This is a genomic window from Planotetraspora silvatica (genome assembly GCF_016863315.1).
Lineage (GTDB): Bacteria > Actinomycetota > Actinomycetes > Streptosporangiales > Streptosporangiaceae > Planotetraspora > Planotetraspora silvatica.
In genome coordinates this window covers 19,926-37,031 of sequence record NZ_BOOQ01000034.1, presented here as the reverse complement: position 1 = coordinate 37,031, position 17,106 = coordinate 19,926, and the positions used below count along the sequence as shown (strand labels likewise).

At 70.6% G+C, this 17,106-nt stretch carries 15 protein-coding genes; 8 read left to right on the top strand and 7 right to left on the bottom strand.

From position 1 onward, the window contains the following. Positions 1–5 precede the first annotated feature (5 nt). Positions 6–1,226 (bottom strand): acyl-CoA dehydrogenase family protein, encoded by a 1,221-nt coding sequence (locus tag Psi02_RS25435; RefSeq protein WP_203978166.1) that lies wholly within the window; start codon positions 1,224–1,226, stop codon positions 6–8. A 113-nt stretch (positions 1,227–1,339) separates the two neighbouring features. Here Psi02_RS25435 and Psi02_RS25430 point away from each other — a divergent pair, with 113 nt between their 5' ends. From Psi02_RS25430 to Psi02_RS25410, 5 genes are all read left to right on the top strand, one after another. Beyond that, on the top strand, positions 1,340–1,753 hold the full coding sequence (locus Psi02_RS25430; RefSeq protein ID WP_203978165.1) for an organic hydroperoxide resistance protein: 414 nt from the start codon (positions 1,340–1,342) through the stop codon (positions 1,751–1,753). 116 nt (positions 1,754–1,869) lie between these two features. Continuing rightward, complete coding sequence (locus Psi02_RS25425; RefSeq protein WP_308442268.1) at positions 1,870–4,476, top strand: AAA family ATPase; 2,607 nt, start codon at positions 1,870–1,872, stop codon at positions 4,474–4,476. A gap of 48 nt (positions 4,477–4,524) precedes the next feature. Continuing rightward, positions 4,525–5,847, top strand: coding sequence for an alkyl sulfatase dimerization domain-containing protein (locus Psi02_RS25420; protein ID WP_239095143.1), 1,323 nt, complete (start codon positions 4,525–4,527; stop codon positions 5,845–5,847). Between the two features lie 590 nt (positions 5,848–6,437). After that, positions 6,438–7,259, top strand: a complete 822-nt coding sequence (locus tag Psi02_RS25415) for a HipA family kinase (protein WP_203978163.1) — start codon at positions 6,438–6,440, stop codon at positions 7,257–7,259. Further along, positions 7,259–7,645 carry a DUF3037 domain-containing protein gene (locus Psi02_RS25410; protein WP_203978162.1) on the top strand — a complete coding sequence of 129 codons (387 nt, stop codon included), beginning with the start codon at positions 7,259–7,261 and terminating at the stop codon, positions 7,643–7,645. The genes Psi02_RS25415 and Psi02_RS25410 overlap by 1 nt, the downstream gene beginning before the upstream one ends. On the opposite strand, the gene Psi02_RS25405 is transcribed toward Psi02_RS25410, so the two are convergent. The 3 genes from Psi02_RS25405 to ispG all read right to left on the bottom strand — a co-directional run bounded on the left by Psi02_RS25405 (position 7,626) and on the right by ispG (position 11,416). Next, positions 7,626–8,468, bottom strand: coding sequence for a GNAT family N-acetyltransferase (locus Psi02_RS25405; protein ID WP_203978203.1), 843 nt, complete (start codon positions 8,466–8,468; stop codon positions 7,626–7,628). The two genes, Psi02_RS25410 and Psi02_RS25405, sit on opposite strands and share 20 nt — an antisense overlap. Before the next feature lie 90 nt (positions 8,469–8,558). After that, a complete protein-coding gene (locus Psi02_RS25400; RefSeq protein ID WP_239095142.1) occupies positions 8,559–10,193 on the bottom strand; it encodes an alpha/beta hydrolase in 1,635 nt (544 codons plus the stop codon). Between the two features lie 101 nt (positions 10,194–10,294). Next, positions 10,295–11,416: a flavodoxin-dependent (E)-4-hydroxy-3-methylbut-2-enyl-diphosphate synthase gene (gene ispG, locus Psi02_RS25395; protein ID WP_239095149.1), complete on the bottom strand. Its 1,122-nt coding sequence runs from the start codon at positions 11,414–11,416 to the stop codon at positions 10,295–10,297. On the opposite strand from ispG, the gene Psi02_RS40220 reads away from it, so the two are divergent. Next, on the top strand, positions 11,325–11,549 hold the full coding sequence (locus Psi02_RS40220) for a hypothetical protein (protein ID WP_239095150.1): 225 nt from the start codon (positions 11,325–11,327) through the stop codon (positions 11,547–11,549). The genes ispG and Psi02_RS40220 overlap by 92 nt on opposite strands. Positions 11,550–11,675: 126 nt before the next feature. Here the strand turns inward: Psi02_RS40220 and Psi02_RS25390 are convergent, their stop codons facing one another. Beyond that, the gene (locus tag Psi02_RS25390; protein WP_239095141.1) at positions 11,676–12,308 is read right to left on the bottom strand and encodes a TetR/AcrR family transcriptional regulator; all 633 of its coding nucleotides are present in this window, start codon (positions 12,306–12,308) and stop codon (positions 11,676–11,678) included. A gap of 82 nt (positions 12,309–12,390) precedes the next feature. Between Psi02_RS25390 and Psi02_RS25385 the strand changes: the two genes are divergently transcribed. Next, positions 12,391–13,356, top strand: a complete 966-nt coding sequence (locus Psi02_RS25385) for an oxidoreductase (RefSeq protein WP_203978160.1) — start codon at positions 12,391–12,393, stop codon at positions 13,354–13,356. A 46-nt stretch (positions 13,357–13,402) separates the two neighbouring features. Here the strand turns inward: Psi02_RS25385 and dxr are convergent, their stop codons facing one another. After that, on the bottom strand, positions 13,403–14,581 hold the full coding sequence (dxr, locus tag Psi02_RS25380; RefSeq protein WP_203978159.1) for a 1-deoxy-D-xylulose-5-phosphate reductoisomerase: 1,179 nt from the start codon (positions 14,579–14,581) through the stop codon (positions 13,403–13,405). A gap of 112 nt (positions 14,582–14,693) precedes the next feature. Between dxr and Psi02_RS25375 the strand changes: the two genes are divergently transcribed. Next, positions 14,694–16,124, top strand: a complete 1,431-nt coding sequence (locus tag Psi02_RS25375) for a hypothetical protein (protein ID WP_203978158.1) — start codon at positions 14,694–14,696, stop codon at positions 16,122–16,124. Between the two features lie 35 nt (positions 16,125–16,159). Here the strand turns inward: Psi02_RS25375 and ppk2 are convergent, their stop codons facing one another. Then, positions 16,160–17,089 carry a polyphosphate kinase 2 gene (ppk2, locus tag Psi02_RS25370; protein WP_203978157.1) on the bottom strand — a complete coding sequence of 310 codons (930 nt, stop codon included), beginning with the start codon at positions 17,087–17,089 and terminating at the stop codon, positions 16,160–16,162. Positions 17,090–17,106: the final 17 nt, after the last annotated feature.

The following is a 17,106-nucleotide window of genomic DNA, read 5'->3' as shown; positions in this document are numbered from 1 at the left end:
TGCGGTCACAGAGCCCAGGGAAGGTCGGACGGGAGAGCGGGATTGCCCAGGACGGCGGCGCGCAGGCGGGCCCGGTGGACACCTGTGTCACCGTACGCCGACGCCAGAGACCACACCCGGGCGAGCCACAACCGCAGATCGAGTTCATCGGCGTACCCGGCCGCGCCGTACACGCGCAGCGCCGTCTCGGCGGCTCTCGTCGCGGCCTCACCCGCCGTCGCCTTGGCTGCGCTGACCGCCCGGTCCAGCCCACTCGGTGCGACCGCGCCACGTCCCGCCCGGTCCACGGCCGCCGCCGCCGCGTAGACCACCGGCGCGGCGAGATCGATCGCGACCGCGACGTCGGCAAGACGCCCCTTGATCGCCTGGAAGGCGGACACGGGCATGCCGAACTGCCTCCGGCTCCTGGCGTGATCGGCCGAGACGTCCAGCACGTGTCTGGCCAGTCCCACCAGTTGCGCGGCCACCGCGACGGTCGCCGCCTCCAGTGCGGGCACCGCCGTCGACCGGCGGGCCTTCCCCGACGCCGCGAGATGGTCCGTGCGCTCCTCCGCGCCGACGGCCAGGCTGAACAGGCGGCGTACGGGATCGGCCCCGGCCTGCGGCGTCAGCCGTACCCCGGCCGCGGGGAAGACACGCGACCGGCCGTCCCGTTCCACGATGAGCAGGTCGGCGAGGTCGGCGTCCGGTGCGTAGACCTGGTCACCGAGGCGGGCGGAGACGCACAGCTTCCCGGTGGCCAGTTGGAGGAGCAGGTCACCGTCCTCCACGAGCAGCGGAGCCACCACCGCCGTCTCGACGACCGGGCCGGGCAGCGCCGCCCTGCCGGTCTCCTCGAACGCCAGGATCGAGCCGGCGAGCCCGCGGCCCAGGCCCTGGTGCTCCTCGGATACAAGCATCCCGAAGAACCCCATATCGGCGAGTTGCGACCATGCGGGGAGGCGCACGTCCCGTCGCACCGCACGGCTCGCTTCCCGTACGGCTGTCGCGGGGCAGTGCTCGGCGAGCACCTCCCGCACCGCGAACGCGAACGCCAGCTGATCGTCGGCGAAGGGGAAGTTCGTCTCCACACTCCGACATGTACGGCTTGCGCCGGGCGATGCGCCATGGCGAAGGCTGCCAAGGATGCGCGAAGAGCCGGCGGCGCGGGCCTGGCCGTACGGCGACGCCTCCAGCACAGCGGTCGTGGAGCCGAAGGAGAAGGTGCGTGCGACGCCCGCGCTCACGGCGAGTCGATCGATCGTGACCTGCGCGACGGGTGTCGAGCCGCGCAGGAATTATCGGCACGGCGTTGAGTCTTGTAGGCGAGGTAGTGGGACACACATCTGAGGGAGACGCCATGTCAGTGATCTACACCGCGATCGGCACCGCCACCGGCCGCGAAGGCCGCGCCCGCACGAATGACGGCAAGCTGGATCTGCAGTTGTCCCGGCCCGTCGAGATGGGCGGCGACGGTGCGGGCACCAACCCCGAGCAGTTGTTCGCCATGGGGTACTCCGCGTGTTTCGCCAGCGCGCTGTCCCTCGTCGCCAAGCGGATGAAGGTGGACGCCTCCGATGCTTCGGTGACCGCCGAGGTGAGCCTGCTGCCCCTGGAAGGCGGCCGGTACGGCCTCGGCGTGGTGCTCCGGGTCGAGTTGCCCGACGAGCTTCAGGGCGAGGTCGGCACGAAGCTCGTCGAGACGGCGCACGAGGTCTGCCCCTACTCCAACGCCACCCGCGGCAACATCCCCGTCGATCTCGTCATCGAATAAACGCGGAACCGCTTGCGATCACGGCCATCCGGCGTCACATTTCCTGTGAACGTTCAAGCATTGCGCCGCGTCCTACTCCTGCAAAGGGACGGGTGCGAAGGGGGTGACCGCCGACCGTGGATTCGCGGGTGGTCACTGTGGGCCGCGCAGACATTCTGGACAAAGTGGTCTCCGCTCTCTCGGAGACGCCGCAGATGGTCCTCATCGGGGGCGAGCCCGGCATCGGGAAGACGCATCTCCTGGGTGAGGTGATCGCGCGGCTCCCGGAGTTCCGGGTGCTGCGCGGCCAGGCCAGGGAGCTCGACGGAGGTCTGGCCTACGCGCCGCTCGCCGGGGCCTTCGCCACGCTGGACGAGGAGGCGCCGGCCGAACTCGCCGAGCTGTACGGCGCGATCGACGAGGCGGCGCTCGGCCACTCCCCCGTGGCCCCGGCCGTGCTCGCCGCCCAGTTGCTCGCGTCTCTGCCGGGACGCACGCTGCTCGCCATCGACGACCTGCACCTCGCCGACGCGGACACGCTCAGCGTGCTCCGCTGGCTCCCCCGCCGCGTCCCGCGCGTGGCCATCCTGGGCACGGCACGCCGCCCCCCGGCTCTCGACGTGGATCTGGCCATCCGGCTGGAGCCGCTCTCGATGCCGGAAGTGGCCGGGCTGGTCACCGCCCTGCTCGGCCGTACTCCCAGTGAGACGATCGTCCGCCGCGTGCACATGATCAGCCGGGGTAACCCGTGGTTCGCCCAGGAGGCGGTGCTGAGCCTCGTCCAGGGCGGCGCCGTGTGGTCACCCGACCCGGGCGCCCGCCGGGGCGCCATCCTGCGGCGTCTGTTCCAGCGCGACCAGGGCGGCAGGACCGTCGCGAAGGTGCTGGCCGCGCTGTCGCGGACGCGGGAGAGCACCGACCTCGAACCACTCGCCGAGCTCGCCGGGCTCGGGACCCGTGAGGCCGAGCACGCCTTCGACGGCCTCGTCCGCGACGGCGTCGTCACCCGCACGGCCGAGGGGTACGGCCTGGCCCACCCCCTCGTCGCGGAGGCCCTCTACGACGACCTCGGCGTGACGGAACGGCGCAGAGTGCACACCCGGATCGCCGAGTGGCTGCAGCGTGAAGGCCTGACCGGGACACGCCGCGTCCTCGAGTGGGCCGCCCACGTCGCCGAGGGCGGCTCGCCCGACGAAGCGCTGACCGCGATGATGCGCGCCGCCGAACTCACCCGCTGGACGGCACCGCTGTCGGCCGCCCACTGGTACGGCAGGGCGGCGGAGATCGCCGACGACAAGGGCGATCTGCTGGCGAGGCAGGCGATGTCGTACTGGAAGGGCTCCCGGCCGGCGCTGGCGCTGAACTCCGGGCAACGCGCGCTCGCCGTGCTGCCCCCGGGACGCAGGCACACCCGCACGGCCTGCATCGCGGTCGCGGCCGCCCACTCCATGGGATGGTACGAGGTGGCCCTGGCCGTGTCAGGCCAGCAGCTTCCCCACGCCGACGACCCGACGGCGCTGCTCGCGCAGCAGGCAATGATCAAGGCTGAGCTGGGCCACCCGGACGCCGATCTGGTCAGACGCGTCGAGGAGGGTCTTGTCGACTGCCCGCCCGAGGATCGCGTCATCGCGGCGGGATCACTCGCCATCCGCGCGGTGATCCAGGGCGACTGGGCGGCGAGCCGGAAGTCCGTCGACGATCTCCTCGGATACTCCGCGGCCCTGCCGCCGGGCGCACGGCTGGCGGCCCTGGAGTCCGCGGCCCACGTGATGTCCGTCGCCGGGCTGCGCTCACGGACCATCGATCTGCTCGACCAGGCCGAGCAGATCCACCGGGGTCTCGGCTGGCACGACATCGCCGGGCAGTACGTGCGGACCATGGCGGTGGTGCGACGGCTCGGCGGCGAATGGGACCAGGCACTCGACGACATCGCCGCGGGCATGGGCGCGATGGCGGAGGCCGGGCTGCTGGAGAACCTCGCGCTGCTGCGGAACATCCAGCTCGACATCCTCCTCGACCAGGGCAAGACCGACGAGGTGGAGAGAGTCCTGGCCGACCCACCGCCCGAATGCCCCATGCAGACGGGGCTGCGAAACACGTCGAGCGCCAGGCTCGCGCTGCTCCGCGGCGACCGGGCCACGGCGCGGCGCGAACTGGAGCACGCCATCGGATGCGGCATTCCCGACGTCCTCCACCGGGCTCTGGCCGTACAGGTGCTGCTGCATGTGTCGTCGGGCGACGAGGCGGCGGCGCGGACGGCCGCCGCGCAACTGTCGGAACACGCGGCCGCCGGGACACCGCGGGCTCAGCTCGCCGCGGACCTGGCGATGGGCCGCGCCTTCGGCGACCGCTCGCGGACCGAAGCGGCGCTGGACAAAGCGCGGGCGGACGGCCTGCCGTTCGAGGAGGCCCAGGCCCGGTTCGTCCTCGGCGTGCTCGGCGACCACATCCAGCTGCCCCGGGCCCACTCGATCTTCGTCAGGCTGGGCGCGACGCCGTGGCAGCAGGCGGCCGAACGCCGCATGCGCGAGGCGGGCCTCGCCCCGACGGCCGACAGCGGGCTGACCCCGAGCGAGCGCCGCGTGATCGCGCTGGTCGCCGACGGCCTCAGCAATCCCCAGATCGCCGAGGAGTTGCACTACAGCCGCAAGACCGTGGAGGTCTACCTCACCCGCGTCTACGCGAAGACCGGCCTCAGGTCCCGTGTGGAGCTTGCGCTGGCCGTGGCGCGTGGGGAGCTCTAGGGACCTCCCTACTGCCGCAGGAACCGGACGACAGCAAGGATCTGGAACATGACTTCGCCGATCCTCGAATACGCCGACAAGGTCTGGCGTGGGATGGTGCGCGCCGACGAGGTCCCCCTTACCGTGTTGCGCGCCGCCGGCGCCCAGGAAGTGACGTACGGCGTGGCGATGTGGCCGGCGTTCGGCAACGTCTACGCGATCCGGGGAGACGAGGGCCTGGCGCTGTTCGACACGGGCAACGCCGTCGACGCCCCGGCCATGTACCAGGCGATCAGGCAGTGGTCCGACGAGCCGATCAAGTACGCGATCTTCTCGCACGGCCACATGGACCACGTCGCCGGCACCGAGGCGTTCGACGAGGAGAACGGACCACGGCCCATCGTCGTCGCCCATGAGGGCATGGCGCGGCGATTCGCCAGGTACGGCCGGACAGCCGGCTACAACACGGTGATCGACCAGAGACAGTTCGGCTTCATCCGGATGACCTGGCCGACCAGCTACCGGGTGCCCGACCTGACCTACCAGAACCGGATGAACCTGTCACTCGGGGACGTCACCTTCCAGTTGCGGCACGCCCGCGGCGAGACCGACGACGCGACCTGGGCCTTCCTGCCCGAGCGCGGCGTCCTGCTCACCGGCGACCTGTTCGTCTGGGTGGCGCCCAGCGCGGGCGGCCCGCAGAAGGTCCAGCGGTACCCCGACGAGTGGGCCGTCGCGCTGCGCAAGATGGCCACCATGAACGCCGAGCTGCTGCTTCCCGGGCACGGACTGCCGATCGCGGGGGCCGACCGGGTGCGGCAGGCGCTCGTCGACACCGCCGACTACCTCGACAGCCTGGTCGAGCAGACACTCGACCTGATGAACGCGGGCGTCCGCCTGGACGAGATCCTGCACACCGTCAAGCCCCCGCCGGAGCTCGCGCACCGGGTCTACCTCAAGCCTTTCTACGACGAGCCGGAGTTCATCGTCCGCAACATCTGGCGGCTGCACGGAGGCTGGCACGACGGGAACCCCGCCCATCTCAAGCCCGCGCCGGACGCGGTGTTCGCCAAGGCCGTCGCCGACCTGGCGTCGGGCGCGGCCTCACTGGCGGGTCGGGCCATCGTGGCGGCGGCCGACGGCGACCTGCGGCTCGCGTGCCAGCTCGCGGAGCTCGCGGCGCAGGCCGACCCCGAAGACCACAAGGTGCACGAGATCAGGGCGCGCGTCTACGCCCTTCGCGTGCAGGACGAGACGGGAGCGCTGGCACGCGGCATCTTCGCCTGGGCCGCGGCGGAGTCCCGTAGCAAGATCACTGGTCTGGACATCCTCGACGTCTATCACGAGGTGGCCGGCGGCCAGATGTGGTGGATACCCGGCGCTGCCCGGTAACCCCTGCAGGCGGGCGTGCGGAGGGGTCACGCCCGCCCCCGCAGGGCCCCCTTTTGCGCGTGATCATGCACAGGTTCGCCGCCATGCCCCCTGACCTGCCCACCCCTTCCGCGTGATCATGCACACCTTCGGAATCATGGCCTCTGGCCTGCTCGTAGCCCGTGCGTGATCATGCACAGATTCGGCGACATCGCCGCTGAGCTGCCCGTTCTGTGTTCGTGATCATGCGCAGGTTCGGCGCAACACCATCCGACCTGCATAAACACACACGGCGATCATGCGGATGAGCTGTACCTCGTCCAGTACATAGCCACCATCGACCACACCCGGCCTGCATGATCACGAATCGGATCCGGCCAGGCCGGAGGCCGAATTCTCGAAAGCGTGCATGATCACGCTTCAAAAAGAACCAGCTCAGACAGGGCTTCGCCGAACATGTGCATGATCACGCCTGAACGACGAGCAGGCCAGAGGCCATGATCCCGAATCCGTGCATGATCACGACCGACGAATGAGCTGGTCACGTGGGCGATTCCCGAACCTGTGCATGATCACGCGGAAGGGGTGGAGGGGGGCGGTAGCCTCGTGTCGTGCTGGATCAGATCACGGCGACGAGATACGTCACTCCCCTCCGCGAGGGAGGCTCACTCCCCGGCGTCCTCGAAGCCGACGACCTCGGCACATATGTCGTGAAATTCCGGGGCGCAGGACAGGGCCGTCGCGTCCTCGTCGCCGAGATCATCTGTGCCGAGCTGGCCCGGCGGCTCGGATTCCTCACCCCCGAACTCAAGGTGATCGACCTCGACCCCCAACTCGGCGCCCGCGAGCCCGACGAGGAGATCCAGGACCTGCTCACCGCCAGCGCCGGCCACAACCTCGCAGTCGACTTCCTCCCCGGCGCACTTGGTTTCGATCCCCTGGCCTGGGAGCCCGACGCCGCCTTCGCCTCGCGGCTGTTGTGGTTCGACGCCCTCATCCACAACGTCGACCGCAGCTGGCGCAACCCCAACCTGCTGGTCTGGCACGGTGACGTGTGGCTGATCGATCACGGCGCCGCCCTCTGGTTCCACCACAACTGGCCGACCGCCGATCCCCAGCGGGGCTACGACGCGAGCGATCACGTGCTCGCGCCCTTCGCGACCGAACTCGCCGCGGCGGACGCCGACCTCAGCGCCCTCATCACCCGGGAGCTGCTCGACGAGGTCGTCGGCCTGGTCCCCGGCGAATGGCTTGACGGCGAGCCCGGCTTCACCGAGGCCTCCGCCGTACGGCAGGCCTACACCGACCATCTGCTCGCCCGCGCGCAAGGCGCCCGAGCCTGGGTCCCCGACCTCACGGCGTCCCCGCCTGCGGCGCGCCGCCAGGAGAGCACCATCGGCGGCTTCTGGCGCGCCACGCGAGGGGGACAGTGATGAGCCGCGACGTCTACGAATACGCCGTGATCCGCGTGATGCCCAGCGTCGAGCGCGGTGAGCTGGTCAACGCCGGGGTCATCGTCTACTGCCAGCCCCGCGGCTACCTCTGCGCCCGCGTGGAGCTCGACGAGGCCCGGCTGCTCTCCCTCTGCGCCACCGTCGACCTCCCCGGCGTACGACACGCCCTGACGGCCTACGAGATCGCCTGCGGCGACGACGTGGGCCCGCTGCGCAAGGAGTCGCTCGGCAGCCGGTTCCGCTGGCTCACCGCGCCCAAGAGCACGATCGTGCAGACGGGCCCGGTGCACGCCGGGCTGACCGGCGACCCCGCCGCCGAGCTCGACCACCTCATGGGCAGGCTGGTCAGAACAGCACGGACATGAACGTGTCGACCTCACGGAAGCCGACCCGGCGGTAGGCCGCCCGGGCCGACAGGTTGTAGTCGTTGACGTAGAGCGTGACGAGGGGCGCGAAGTATTTCAGCGCCTGCTCGACCACGGTTGCCATGCCCGCGACGGCGTGGCCGCGCCCGCGGAAGTCGGGATGCACCCACACGCCCTGGACCTGGCACGCCTGGGGCGTGACCGCGCCGATCTCGGCCTTGAAGACGACCTGGCCGTCCTCGATCCGGGCGTAGGAGCGGCCGATGCGGATCAGCTCCGCGACCCTCGACCTGTACAGCGCCCCGCCGTCGCCGTTGTCCGGAGACACGCCCACCTCCTCGGTGAACATGGCCACGCACGCCGGCAGCAGGATGCCGAAATCCTCGGGTTTCACCCGCCGGACGAGTGGATCGGGCTCGGCCGCGGGCGCCGAATCGGTCGCCATGACGGGCTGGGCCGATCTGATCGCGCGGGCGCTCCCCCAGTGCGGTTCGAGGCGTTCCCACATCTGTTCGACCGCGGTGGCGGGCCCCACGATCGAAGAGCAGCGCCTGCCCTGCTTGCGCGCGCGGTCGGCGAACGCCTGTACGGCCTCCCGGCCGGCGTTGACCGGCACCAGGTTGGCGCCGGCGTAACAGAGGGACACGAGGCCGCCACGCGGCCCGAAACCCCACATCTGACCGCCGAGGCGCCCGGGATTCAATCCCACGGTCCTGACCCTGGAGGCGACGAAGACGTTGGCGACCGGATCAGCGTCGAGGAGCGCCAGCACCTCCTCGCGATCGTTGTCGTCGAGCACGCGCGACGCCGATGTACGCAGCATCACGGCCCAAGCCTACGCGAGCGGCCCGGCTTTTGAAGTTACCGATCAGACACGACCGGCCGCTCGCCGCCCTTCGAACGCCCCGGCGGCCTACCGGACCGAGACCACCGGGGAGCGCGCGGCCATCCGGCTCACCGGCCGGGGTTCGGGCTGGGCCGGGCAGGTGGCGTCCGTCCCACGCCTGGCCCTCCGCTCCGGCGGCAGGCTCGTGTCCCGCAGATACGCGGCGAGATGGCGGTCGACACACGGATTGCCCGCGAGCGACACACCGTGATCTCCGCCACCTTCGGTGAGGAGCCGTGCGGTCGGGAAGAGCCTGCGCATGCTCAACGCCCCTTCGTACGGCGTGGCCGCGTCGTGCACCGACTGGATCAGCAGAATGGGAGGCACCTGCGAGGTCCCCACCTTGACCGGCGTTCCACCGCGTTCGGGCCAGAACGCGCAGGGCAGGTTGTAGACCGCGTTGGGCCAGGCCATGAAGGGCGCCTTCTCATTGGCCTTCGCCGTGTCGGTCCGCCACCGCTCCCAGCTTCGCGGCCAGACGGCGTCGCGGCACTGGACGCCCAGATAGACGGCATAGGAGTTCTCCTCCTTCGCGTCCACCTCGGACTCACTGTGGAACAACGTCACCAGGCCCGCGGTGTCGGCCCTGAGCACGTAGTCGGAGAAGGCCTGGGCGAGCTTCGGCCACAACCGGCTGGAATACCCGCCCGCCGTGTAGATGTCGTCCAGTTCGCTGGAGCCGACGACGCCTCCGGCGGGTTGCGCGTGGAGCCGGGCACGCATGGCGTACCAGGCGAAGCTCACGGCCGCCTGCGAGTGGCCCAGGCGGTACACGCTCTCGTTGCGCGCCACCCAGGACAGGAACTCCCTGTGTCGCCGGTCGAAGCTGAAGTCCTGGGCGATGTTCGCGTCGTACCAGACGCCCGCGGGATCGACCACGCTGTCGAGCACCAGGCGGCGGACCCGCTGCGGGAACAACGTCGCGTAGACGGCCCCCAGGTAGGTGCCGTACGAGTAGCCCAGATAGCTGATCTTGTCCTCACCCAGGGCCGCCCGGATCGAGTCCATGTCCCGCGCGGTGTTCTCCGTCGTGAGGTACGGCAGGAACCAGGCATACCGGTTGCCGCAACTCTGCGCGTAGTTCCGTGCCCGGGCGATCAGCACGTCCTCGTCGGACTTGACGCGCGGGATGTTGTCCGGACGCGGCGCGGCGTAGAACCGCGTGGGATCGACACAGCTCAGTGCGGGCTCACTGGCGCCCACCCCGCGGGGGTCGAAGCCGATCACGTCGAATCTCGCGGCCACGTCCTTCGGCAGCGTGGCGGCCACGTACCTGGCCAGTGACCGGCCGGACGCGCCGGGCCCGCCGGGGTTGACCAGCAGCACGCCGAGATGGTTGCCGTCGCGGCCGGCCGAGCCCTTGACCCTGGTCAGGGCCAGCGAGATCTGCTGGCCGAGCGGCTCGGAGTGATCGAGCGGCACCCGCACCTGCGCGCATTCCACGGTGCCGGGCGGCGGGTCCCTCCGCGGGATGGGCTGGGGCCCCGAACTCAGGGCCGTGCCCAGCGGCGACGTCCCGTTCTGGTTGCACGCCCCCCAGACGATCTCCCGGCCGGGCGCGGCCCGCGCCCCGTCCGGCCCGATCCCGAGCACGGCACCCAGCATCGCGACACCCGCGACCACTCCGACGACCCGCTTCACCGGCACGCTCCCTCTGCTCACACGGCAGAGGCCAGCTTCCCGGACGTGATCGTACGGCTACACCTCGCACACACGAACGGTTGACAAGGTGTAGCCAAGCGGTTGCGTACTGTAAATCAGCGCTAGCGGACGACGACCTCGGGGCCGGGGGCGTCGTCGTCGAGATCCACGTCGACGCCCATCTCCTCGGCCAGGCGTAGGGCCTCCTCGATGAGCGTCTCCACGATCTGCGACTCGGGGACCGTCTTGATGACCTCGCCCCTCACGAAGATCTGGCCCTTGCCGTTGCCGGAGGCGACCCCGAGGTCGGCCTCCCTGGCCTCGCCGGGCCCGTTGACGACGCACCCCATGACGGCGACCCGGAGCGGCACCTTGAGCCCCTCGAGGCCTGCCTGCACCTGCTCGGCGAGCGTGTAGACGTCGACCTGGGCCCGGCCGCAGGAGGGGCAGGAGACGATCTCCAGGCCGCGCTGCCGCAGGTTGAACGACTCCAGGATCTGGATGCCCACCTTGACCTCCTCGACCGGAGGCGCGGACAGCGAGACGCGGATGGTGTCGCCGATCCCCTCCGCGAGCAGCGCGCCGAACGCGACGGCCGACTTGATGGTGCCCTGGAAGGCCGGCCCGGCCTCGGTCACGCCGAGGTGCAGCGGGTAGTCGCACCGCTGGGCCAGCAGGCGGTAGGCCTGGACCATCACGACGGGGTCGTTGTGCTTGACCGAGATCTTGATGTCGCGGAAGCCGTGCTCCTCGAACAGCGAGCACTCCCACAGCGCCGACTCGACCAGCGCCTCAGGGGTGGCCTTGCCGTACTTCTGGAGCAGGCGCGGGTCGAGCGAACCGGCGTTGACGCCGATCCTGATCGGGGTGCCGGCGGCCTGCGCGGCGCGGGCGATCTCGCCGACCTTGTCGTCGAACTTCTTGATGTTGCCGGGGTTGACCCGGACCGCCGCGCAGCCGGCGTCGATCGCCGCGAAGACGTACTTCGGCTGGAAGTGGATGTCCGCGATGACGGGGATCTGCGACTTCTTCGCGATCATGGGAAGCGCGTCGGCGTCGTCCTGCGAAGGGACGGCGACCCGCACGATCTGGCAACCCGACGCGGTGAGCGCGGCGATCTGCTGCAGCGTCGCGTTGACGTCGGAGGTGAGCGTGGTGGTCATCGACTGCACCGAGACCGGCGCGTCACCACCGACCGGAACCGAGCCGACCATGATCTGGCGTGAGACCCTCCTCGAAGCGATCGGCTGGGATCTAACCGAAGGAATGCCGAGATCAACAGACATTTCAGTCCCTTTTGCGCTGGCTATCGGGCGACTTCATCAGTTTAGGCAATCCAGCGGGCGCGCTGAGCGGCAGCCGGGCGTCACAGGATGAAGGTTCCATCGCCGTTCATCCGACCCATCCAATCTGACCTGGGAGAACGCCCAACGGCACCGGCCCCTGGCACTCCCGGTTCCTTCGCGCGGGGGCTGCGGTTCGCGACCCCGGCCTCGGTCCCGTTCAGCTCGGCCGGGCTCGAAGCCCTTCGCACACCACCGCGACGAGCCGGATCAGCGCGTCAGCGCGGGTGTCGTCGACCTCGCGCGAGAGACAGCCCGCCATGAGGGCTTTCACATCCGGATACGTGATGTCGGCCCGCACCGCGCCCGCCTCCTGCGCACGGCCGAGCATGGTTCGCAGCCGGCCTGGCACGTCGTGGCCCGCCTCGGCGGCGGCGGTCTCCACGTCGTAGCCGGCGCCGGCCAGGGCTTCGGCCAGTCCACGGTGCTGCGCACCCTCGTGGACCAGCGTGGCGAAGAACGTGAAGAACGCCGTTCCGGCGTCGCGGCCTTCGGCGAGCGCGTCCGCCTGGCCGCTGAGGTGCTCCATGCGGTCGAGCAGGATCGCCGCGAACAGTTCCTCCTTCGTGGGGAAGTGGCGGCTGACGGTGCCGGTGCCCACACCCGCGCGGCGGGCGATCTCGTGCACCGGGACGGACAGCCCCTCTGTCGCGAAGATCTCGGCCGCCACCTGCAGCACCCGGGCACGGTTTCGCCGGGCGTCGGCGCGCAGCGCCCTGCCGGGCTTCTGACCGTCGGCATCGGTCGCGGTGGGCTTGTTCGCCATCGCGGAGCCGTACCTCTCTTTCACCATCGACAAACGGGATGACCGTCCCGTATATTTCAAAGAAACGGGACGGCTGTCCCGATTCTACCCGGTCGGATCGGAGCATCAGATGACCCCGAGCACGAGGCGGCGCTGGACATCCGCCGACATACCCGGCCAGCGAGGACGCACTGCTGTGATCACCGGTGCGAACACGGGGATCGGCTTCGAGACCGCCAAGCTGCTCGCCGAGCACGGCGCCACAGTGATCCTGGCCTGCCGGGACACGGACAAGGCGGCAGAGGCGGCAGCCCGCATCACCGCCTCGGTGCCGGATTCGACGGTCCGCACGCTGCGACTCGACCTGGCGTCACTGTCCTCCGTCCGGAGCGCCGCCGAACGGCTCCGGGCCGACCACCCCCGGATCGATCTGCTCATCAACAACGCGGGTGGGGTCAGGCCGCGGTACGCGGTCACCGAGGACGGCTTCGAGTCGACCTTCGCCACCAACCACCTCGGCCCGTTCGCGTTCACCGGGCTGGTCCTGGACCGGCTGCTGGCCGTGCCCGGGTCCCGGGTCGTCACGGTGAGCAGCATCGGGCATCGGCGAGGCACCGTCGACTTCGACGACCTGAACTTCACACGCGGGTACCGGTACACGCACGCGTACTTCCAGGCCAAGCTGGCGAACCTCATGTTCACCTACGAACTGCACCGACGCCTGGCGGCGGCCGGTGCGCCGACCGTCGCGGTGGCCGCCCACCCCGGCAACGCGCGCACCGAGTTCGGCCGCGAGATGCCTTTCCCGGTCAGATTCCTGATGCGTCCCCAGCTTCGGATGCTCACCTGGTGGCTGATGCAGAGCCCGCAGGTGGCGGCCCTGGCCGCCGTACGCGCCGCGGTCGACCCGGATGCGCGCGGCGGCGACTACTACGGCCCGCCGGGCCGAGCCCAGTTCACCGGACATCCCGCCCGCGTCGAGTCCAGCGCCGCCTCCCACGACACGGCGGCACAACTCCGCCTATGGCAGGAGTCCGAGCGGCTGACCGGCGTCACCTATCCCGTCGGAGAGGCGGTACCCGTCGTCCCGTCCTGAGCACTGACCACAGCTTCCTCCCGGCGCACGACCCGTCGCGGGGGGCTCACGCGGTCGTCAGCTCGGCGGCCCTCGACCTGGCCCAGGCGTCGGCGGCGAGGACCTCCTCGACCGACGACGCGGGGCCCGCGGAATGCTCGGTGACGACCCGCTCCACGGTGTCGACGATGCCGAGGAACGGCAGGCCCCCCTTGAGGAACGCCTCCACGCACACCTCGTTGGCCGCGTTGTAGACCGCGGGAGCCGTACCACCCAGGGTGCCGACGTGGCGGGCCAGCGCCACCGCGGGGAACGCCTCGTCGTCGAGCGGATCGAAGGTCCAGGTGTGGGCGGTCGTCCAGTCGACCGCCGGGCCCGCGCCGGAGACGCGCTCGGGGAAGCCCAGGGCCAGGGAGATCGGCAGCCGCATGTCCGGCGGACTCGCCTGCGCGATCGTCGAGCCGTCGGTGAACTCCACCATCGAGTGGATCATCGACTGAGGGTGGACCACGACCTCGATCCGGTCGAAGCCGATGTCGAACAGCAGGTGCGCCTCGATGACCTCGAGCCCCTTGTTGACCAGGGTGGCCGAGTTCACGGTGATCACGGGGCCCATGCTCCACGTCGGGTGGTTGAGCGCCATCTCCGGCGTCACGTCGCCCAGGTCCGCCCGCGTCCTGCCGCGGAACGGGCCGCCGCTCGCCGTCACGATCAGGCGTCGTACGGCTTTCGCCTCAGCCCCGCCCGGGCCCGCCGCCCACAGGCACTGGGCCAGCGCGGAGTGCTCGGAGTCGACGGGCAGCAACCGCCCCGGAGCCGCCAGGCGTTTCACCAGAGGCCCGCCGATGATCAGCGATTCCTTGTTGGCGAGGGCGAGCACCCGCCCCGCCTCGAGCGCCGCGAGCGTGGAGGTCAGCCCGAGCGCCCCGGTGATCCCGTTCAGCACCACGTCGCAGGACCACGCGGCCAGCTCGGCCACCCCTTCGGGGCCGGCGAGGATCTTGGGCCGGGCGCCGTGCGCCGCGAGCGCCTCCGCGAGCGCCGGCACGGCTCCCGTGTCCGCGACGGCGACCGCCTCGACGCCGTACGCGGCCGCCTGGCGGGCGAGCAGATCCACCCTGCCGCCTCCGGCCGCCAGCCCCACCACCCGGAACCGGTCCGCCGCACGGGCCACGACGTCGAGTGCCTGGGTGCCGATGGAGCCCGTCGAGCCGAGCACCACGATCGACCGGGATTGGGAAGTCACCTTCTCATTGTCCCCGAGGAGCGGGCCGCCCACAGCACAGTCGAAGCCGGGTGGTGCGGGATTTACCGAAAGTAGTCACGTGACCACTGGTGGTGGTCCAGACTCGGGTGCCATGACTCCGAGCCTCCCCCTGCTTGCCGTCGTCACCCTGGCCGCCGGGCTCCTGACGCCTCCCGCAGGTCAGGGAGATCCCGTGACGGACATCGTGGAACATGCCGTGGCGCCGGCGCTCGGCGGCTACTGGACTCCCGAGCGGATGGCGCGGGCGGTCCCGATCGGCCTGCTCCCCGCGATCGGCGACGTCGGCGGGGCCGGGAAGATCGGCGGGGTGACCCGGGGCGTGCTGCCCGCACCCGCCGGAACCGGCGAAAGCCCGGCCGCCATCCTGCCGGCGCCCGTCGAAACCGGCGAAAGCCCGGCCGCCATCCTGCCGGCACCCGTCGAATCGCTCGCCGGCGGCCTGAACGAACCGGGCAAGGCGCTCCCCACCCGTGACCTCGCCGCCCGGGCGAAGGAGCTCACCACTCCAGAGAAGACCACACGGGAGAGGACCGGCCCGGCTCAGAACCCGGGCAAGACGCTCCCCACCCCGGGACGGGCGCTCACCGGCCCGGCGAAGAAGCTCACCGCCCCGGGACAGGCGCTCACCCATCCGGATCTCCTCGCGGCGGGCCGGCCGCTGCCGCTTCCCGCGAAGTTCCTGCGCGACCGGGGCGGGCTCGTCCCCCGGCGGGTGAAGCCCGGGGGCGCCCTCCGGCGCGGCCTGGCCGTACCCGGTGGGGCGATGCGTGGCAACGACCAGGCCGCGCGCCTGAGGCAGTCCAAATCCACCCGGCAGGCCGTCGCGGCCCCGGCGTCCACCACGAACGGCTCGCACTGGGGATCGGGCGGATCGGTGACCAGGACGACCGGCCGGGTGTTCCTCACGATGAAGGGCGTCGACTTCGTGTGCTCGGCCAGCGCCGTGGACAGCGCCAACCGCGACGTCGTCGTCACCGCGGGCCACTGCGTCAAGGACGGCGCGGGGGCCTGGGCCGAGAACTGGACCTTCGTCCCGGGCTACCAGGGCGGGCGGCAGCCGTACGGAGCCTTCTCGGCCCGGCGGATGTTCGTGCCCGGGCCGTGGTCGCGAGGCGGCGACGACGACTACGACGTGGGCATGGTGGCGGTGACCCGCCATGGCGCGCGGCATCTGACCGACCTGGTGGGCGGCCAGGAGATCGGCTTCTTCCCCAAGCGCGGCGTGCGCACCTACGGGTTCGGGTTCCCCGCCGATCCGCCCTACGACGGCGAGCACCTGCTGTACTGCGCGGGCTCAGTACACGGCGACCCGCAGGGCCAGAGCCAGGACCAGGGTCTTCGCTGTGACCTGACGGCGGGGGCGAGCGGCGGTCCGTGGCTCACCGACTTCGATCCGGCGACGGGGCGCGGCACCCTCACCTCGGTGAGCAGCTTCAAGTACAGCAACGACCGCGGCACGATGTACGGGCCCTACTTCAGCACCGCCACCCAGGACCTGTTCCGGCTGGCCGAGGGCGCCTGACCAAGTCGTCCCGGTCAGGCGCGCCACTTGTCGAGCTAGGCGAGCGGATTCAGCGGCTCGGCGTTGTCCTCGTCGACGATGTCGACGGCCGACCGGACGATGGCGGGGTCGGGCAGCCCGACGACCGACAGGTCCTTGTCCTCGTACTCGAAGAGCGACAACACGTACCGCATGGCCTCCAGGCGGCCACGCTTCTTGTCGTTGCTCTTGATGATCGTCCAGGGCGCGTCGGCCGTGTCGGTGTTGAGGAAGATGTCCTCCTTGGCCCGGGTGTAGTCGTCCCAGAGATCGAGCGACGCGATGTCCATCGGGGAGAGCTTCCACTGCCTGACCGGGTCGACTTGGCGGATCACGAACCTGGTCCGCTGCTCGGCCCGAGACACGGAGAACCAGAGCTTGACCAGGTGGATCCCGTCGCGCACGAGCATCCGCTCGAACTGCGGCGCCTGGTTCATGAACTCCACGTACTCCTCATGGCTGCAAAAGCCCATGACCCGCTCGACGCCGGCCCGGTTGTACCAGGATCGGTCGAACATCACGATCTCCCCCGCGGCCGGGAGGTGGTTGACGTAGCGCTGGAAGTACCACTGCGTGCGCTCGCGCTCGGAGGGCTTCTCCAGCGCGACGACCTTGGCGCCTCGGGGATTGAGGTGCTCCATGAACCGCTTGATCGTGCCGCCCTTGCCTGCCGCGTCGCGCCCCTCGAAGAGGATCACCAGCCGGCCGCCGGTGTCCTTCAGCCAGTACTGCAGCTTGAGCAGCTCGATCTGGAGCAGCCGCTTGTCGCGGTCGTAGTCGGACCTGGGCAGCCGCTCCTTGTAGGGGTAGTGCTCGCGCCAGGTGTCCACCGGCCGCCCGTCGGCGCGCACGAGGACGGGATCGTCGTCATCGTTGTCCACCACCGTAAGCCCGGGCGTACGGCGCAGCAGTTCCCAGTCGCCCACCGGGTCCGGCAGCTCGGTCATGTCCAAACATCTCCTGA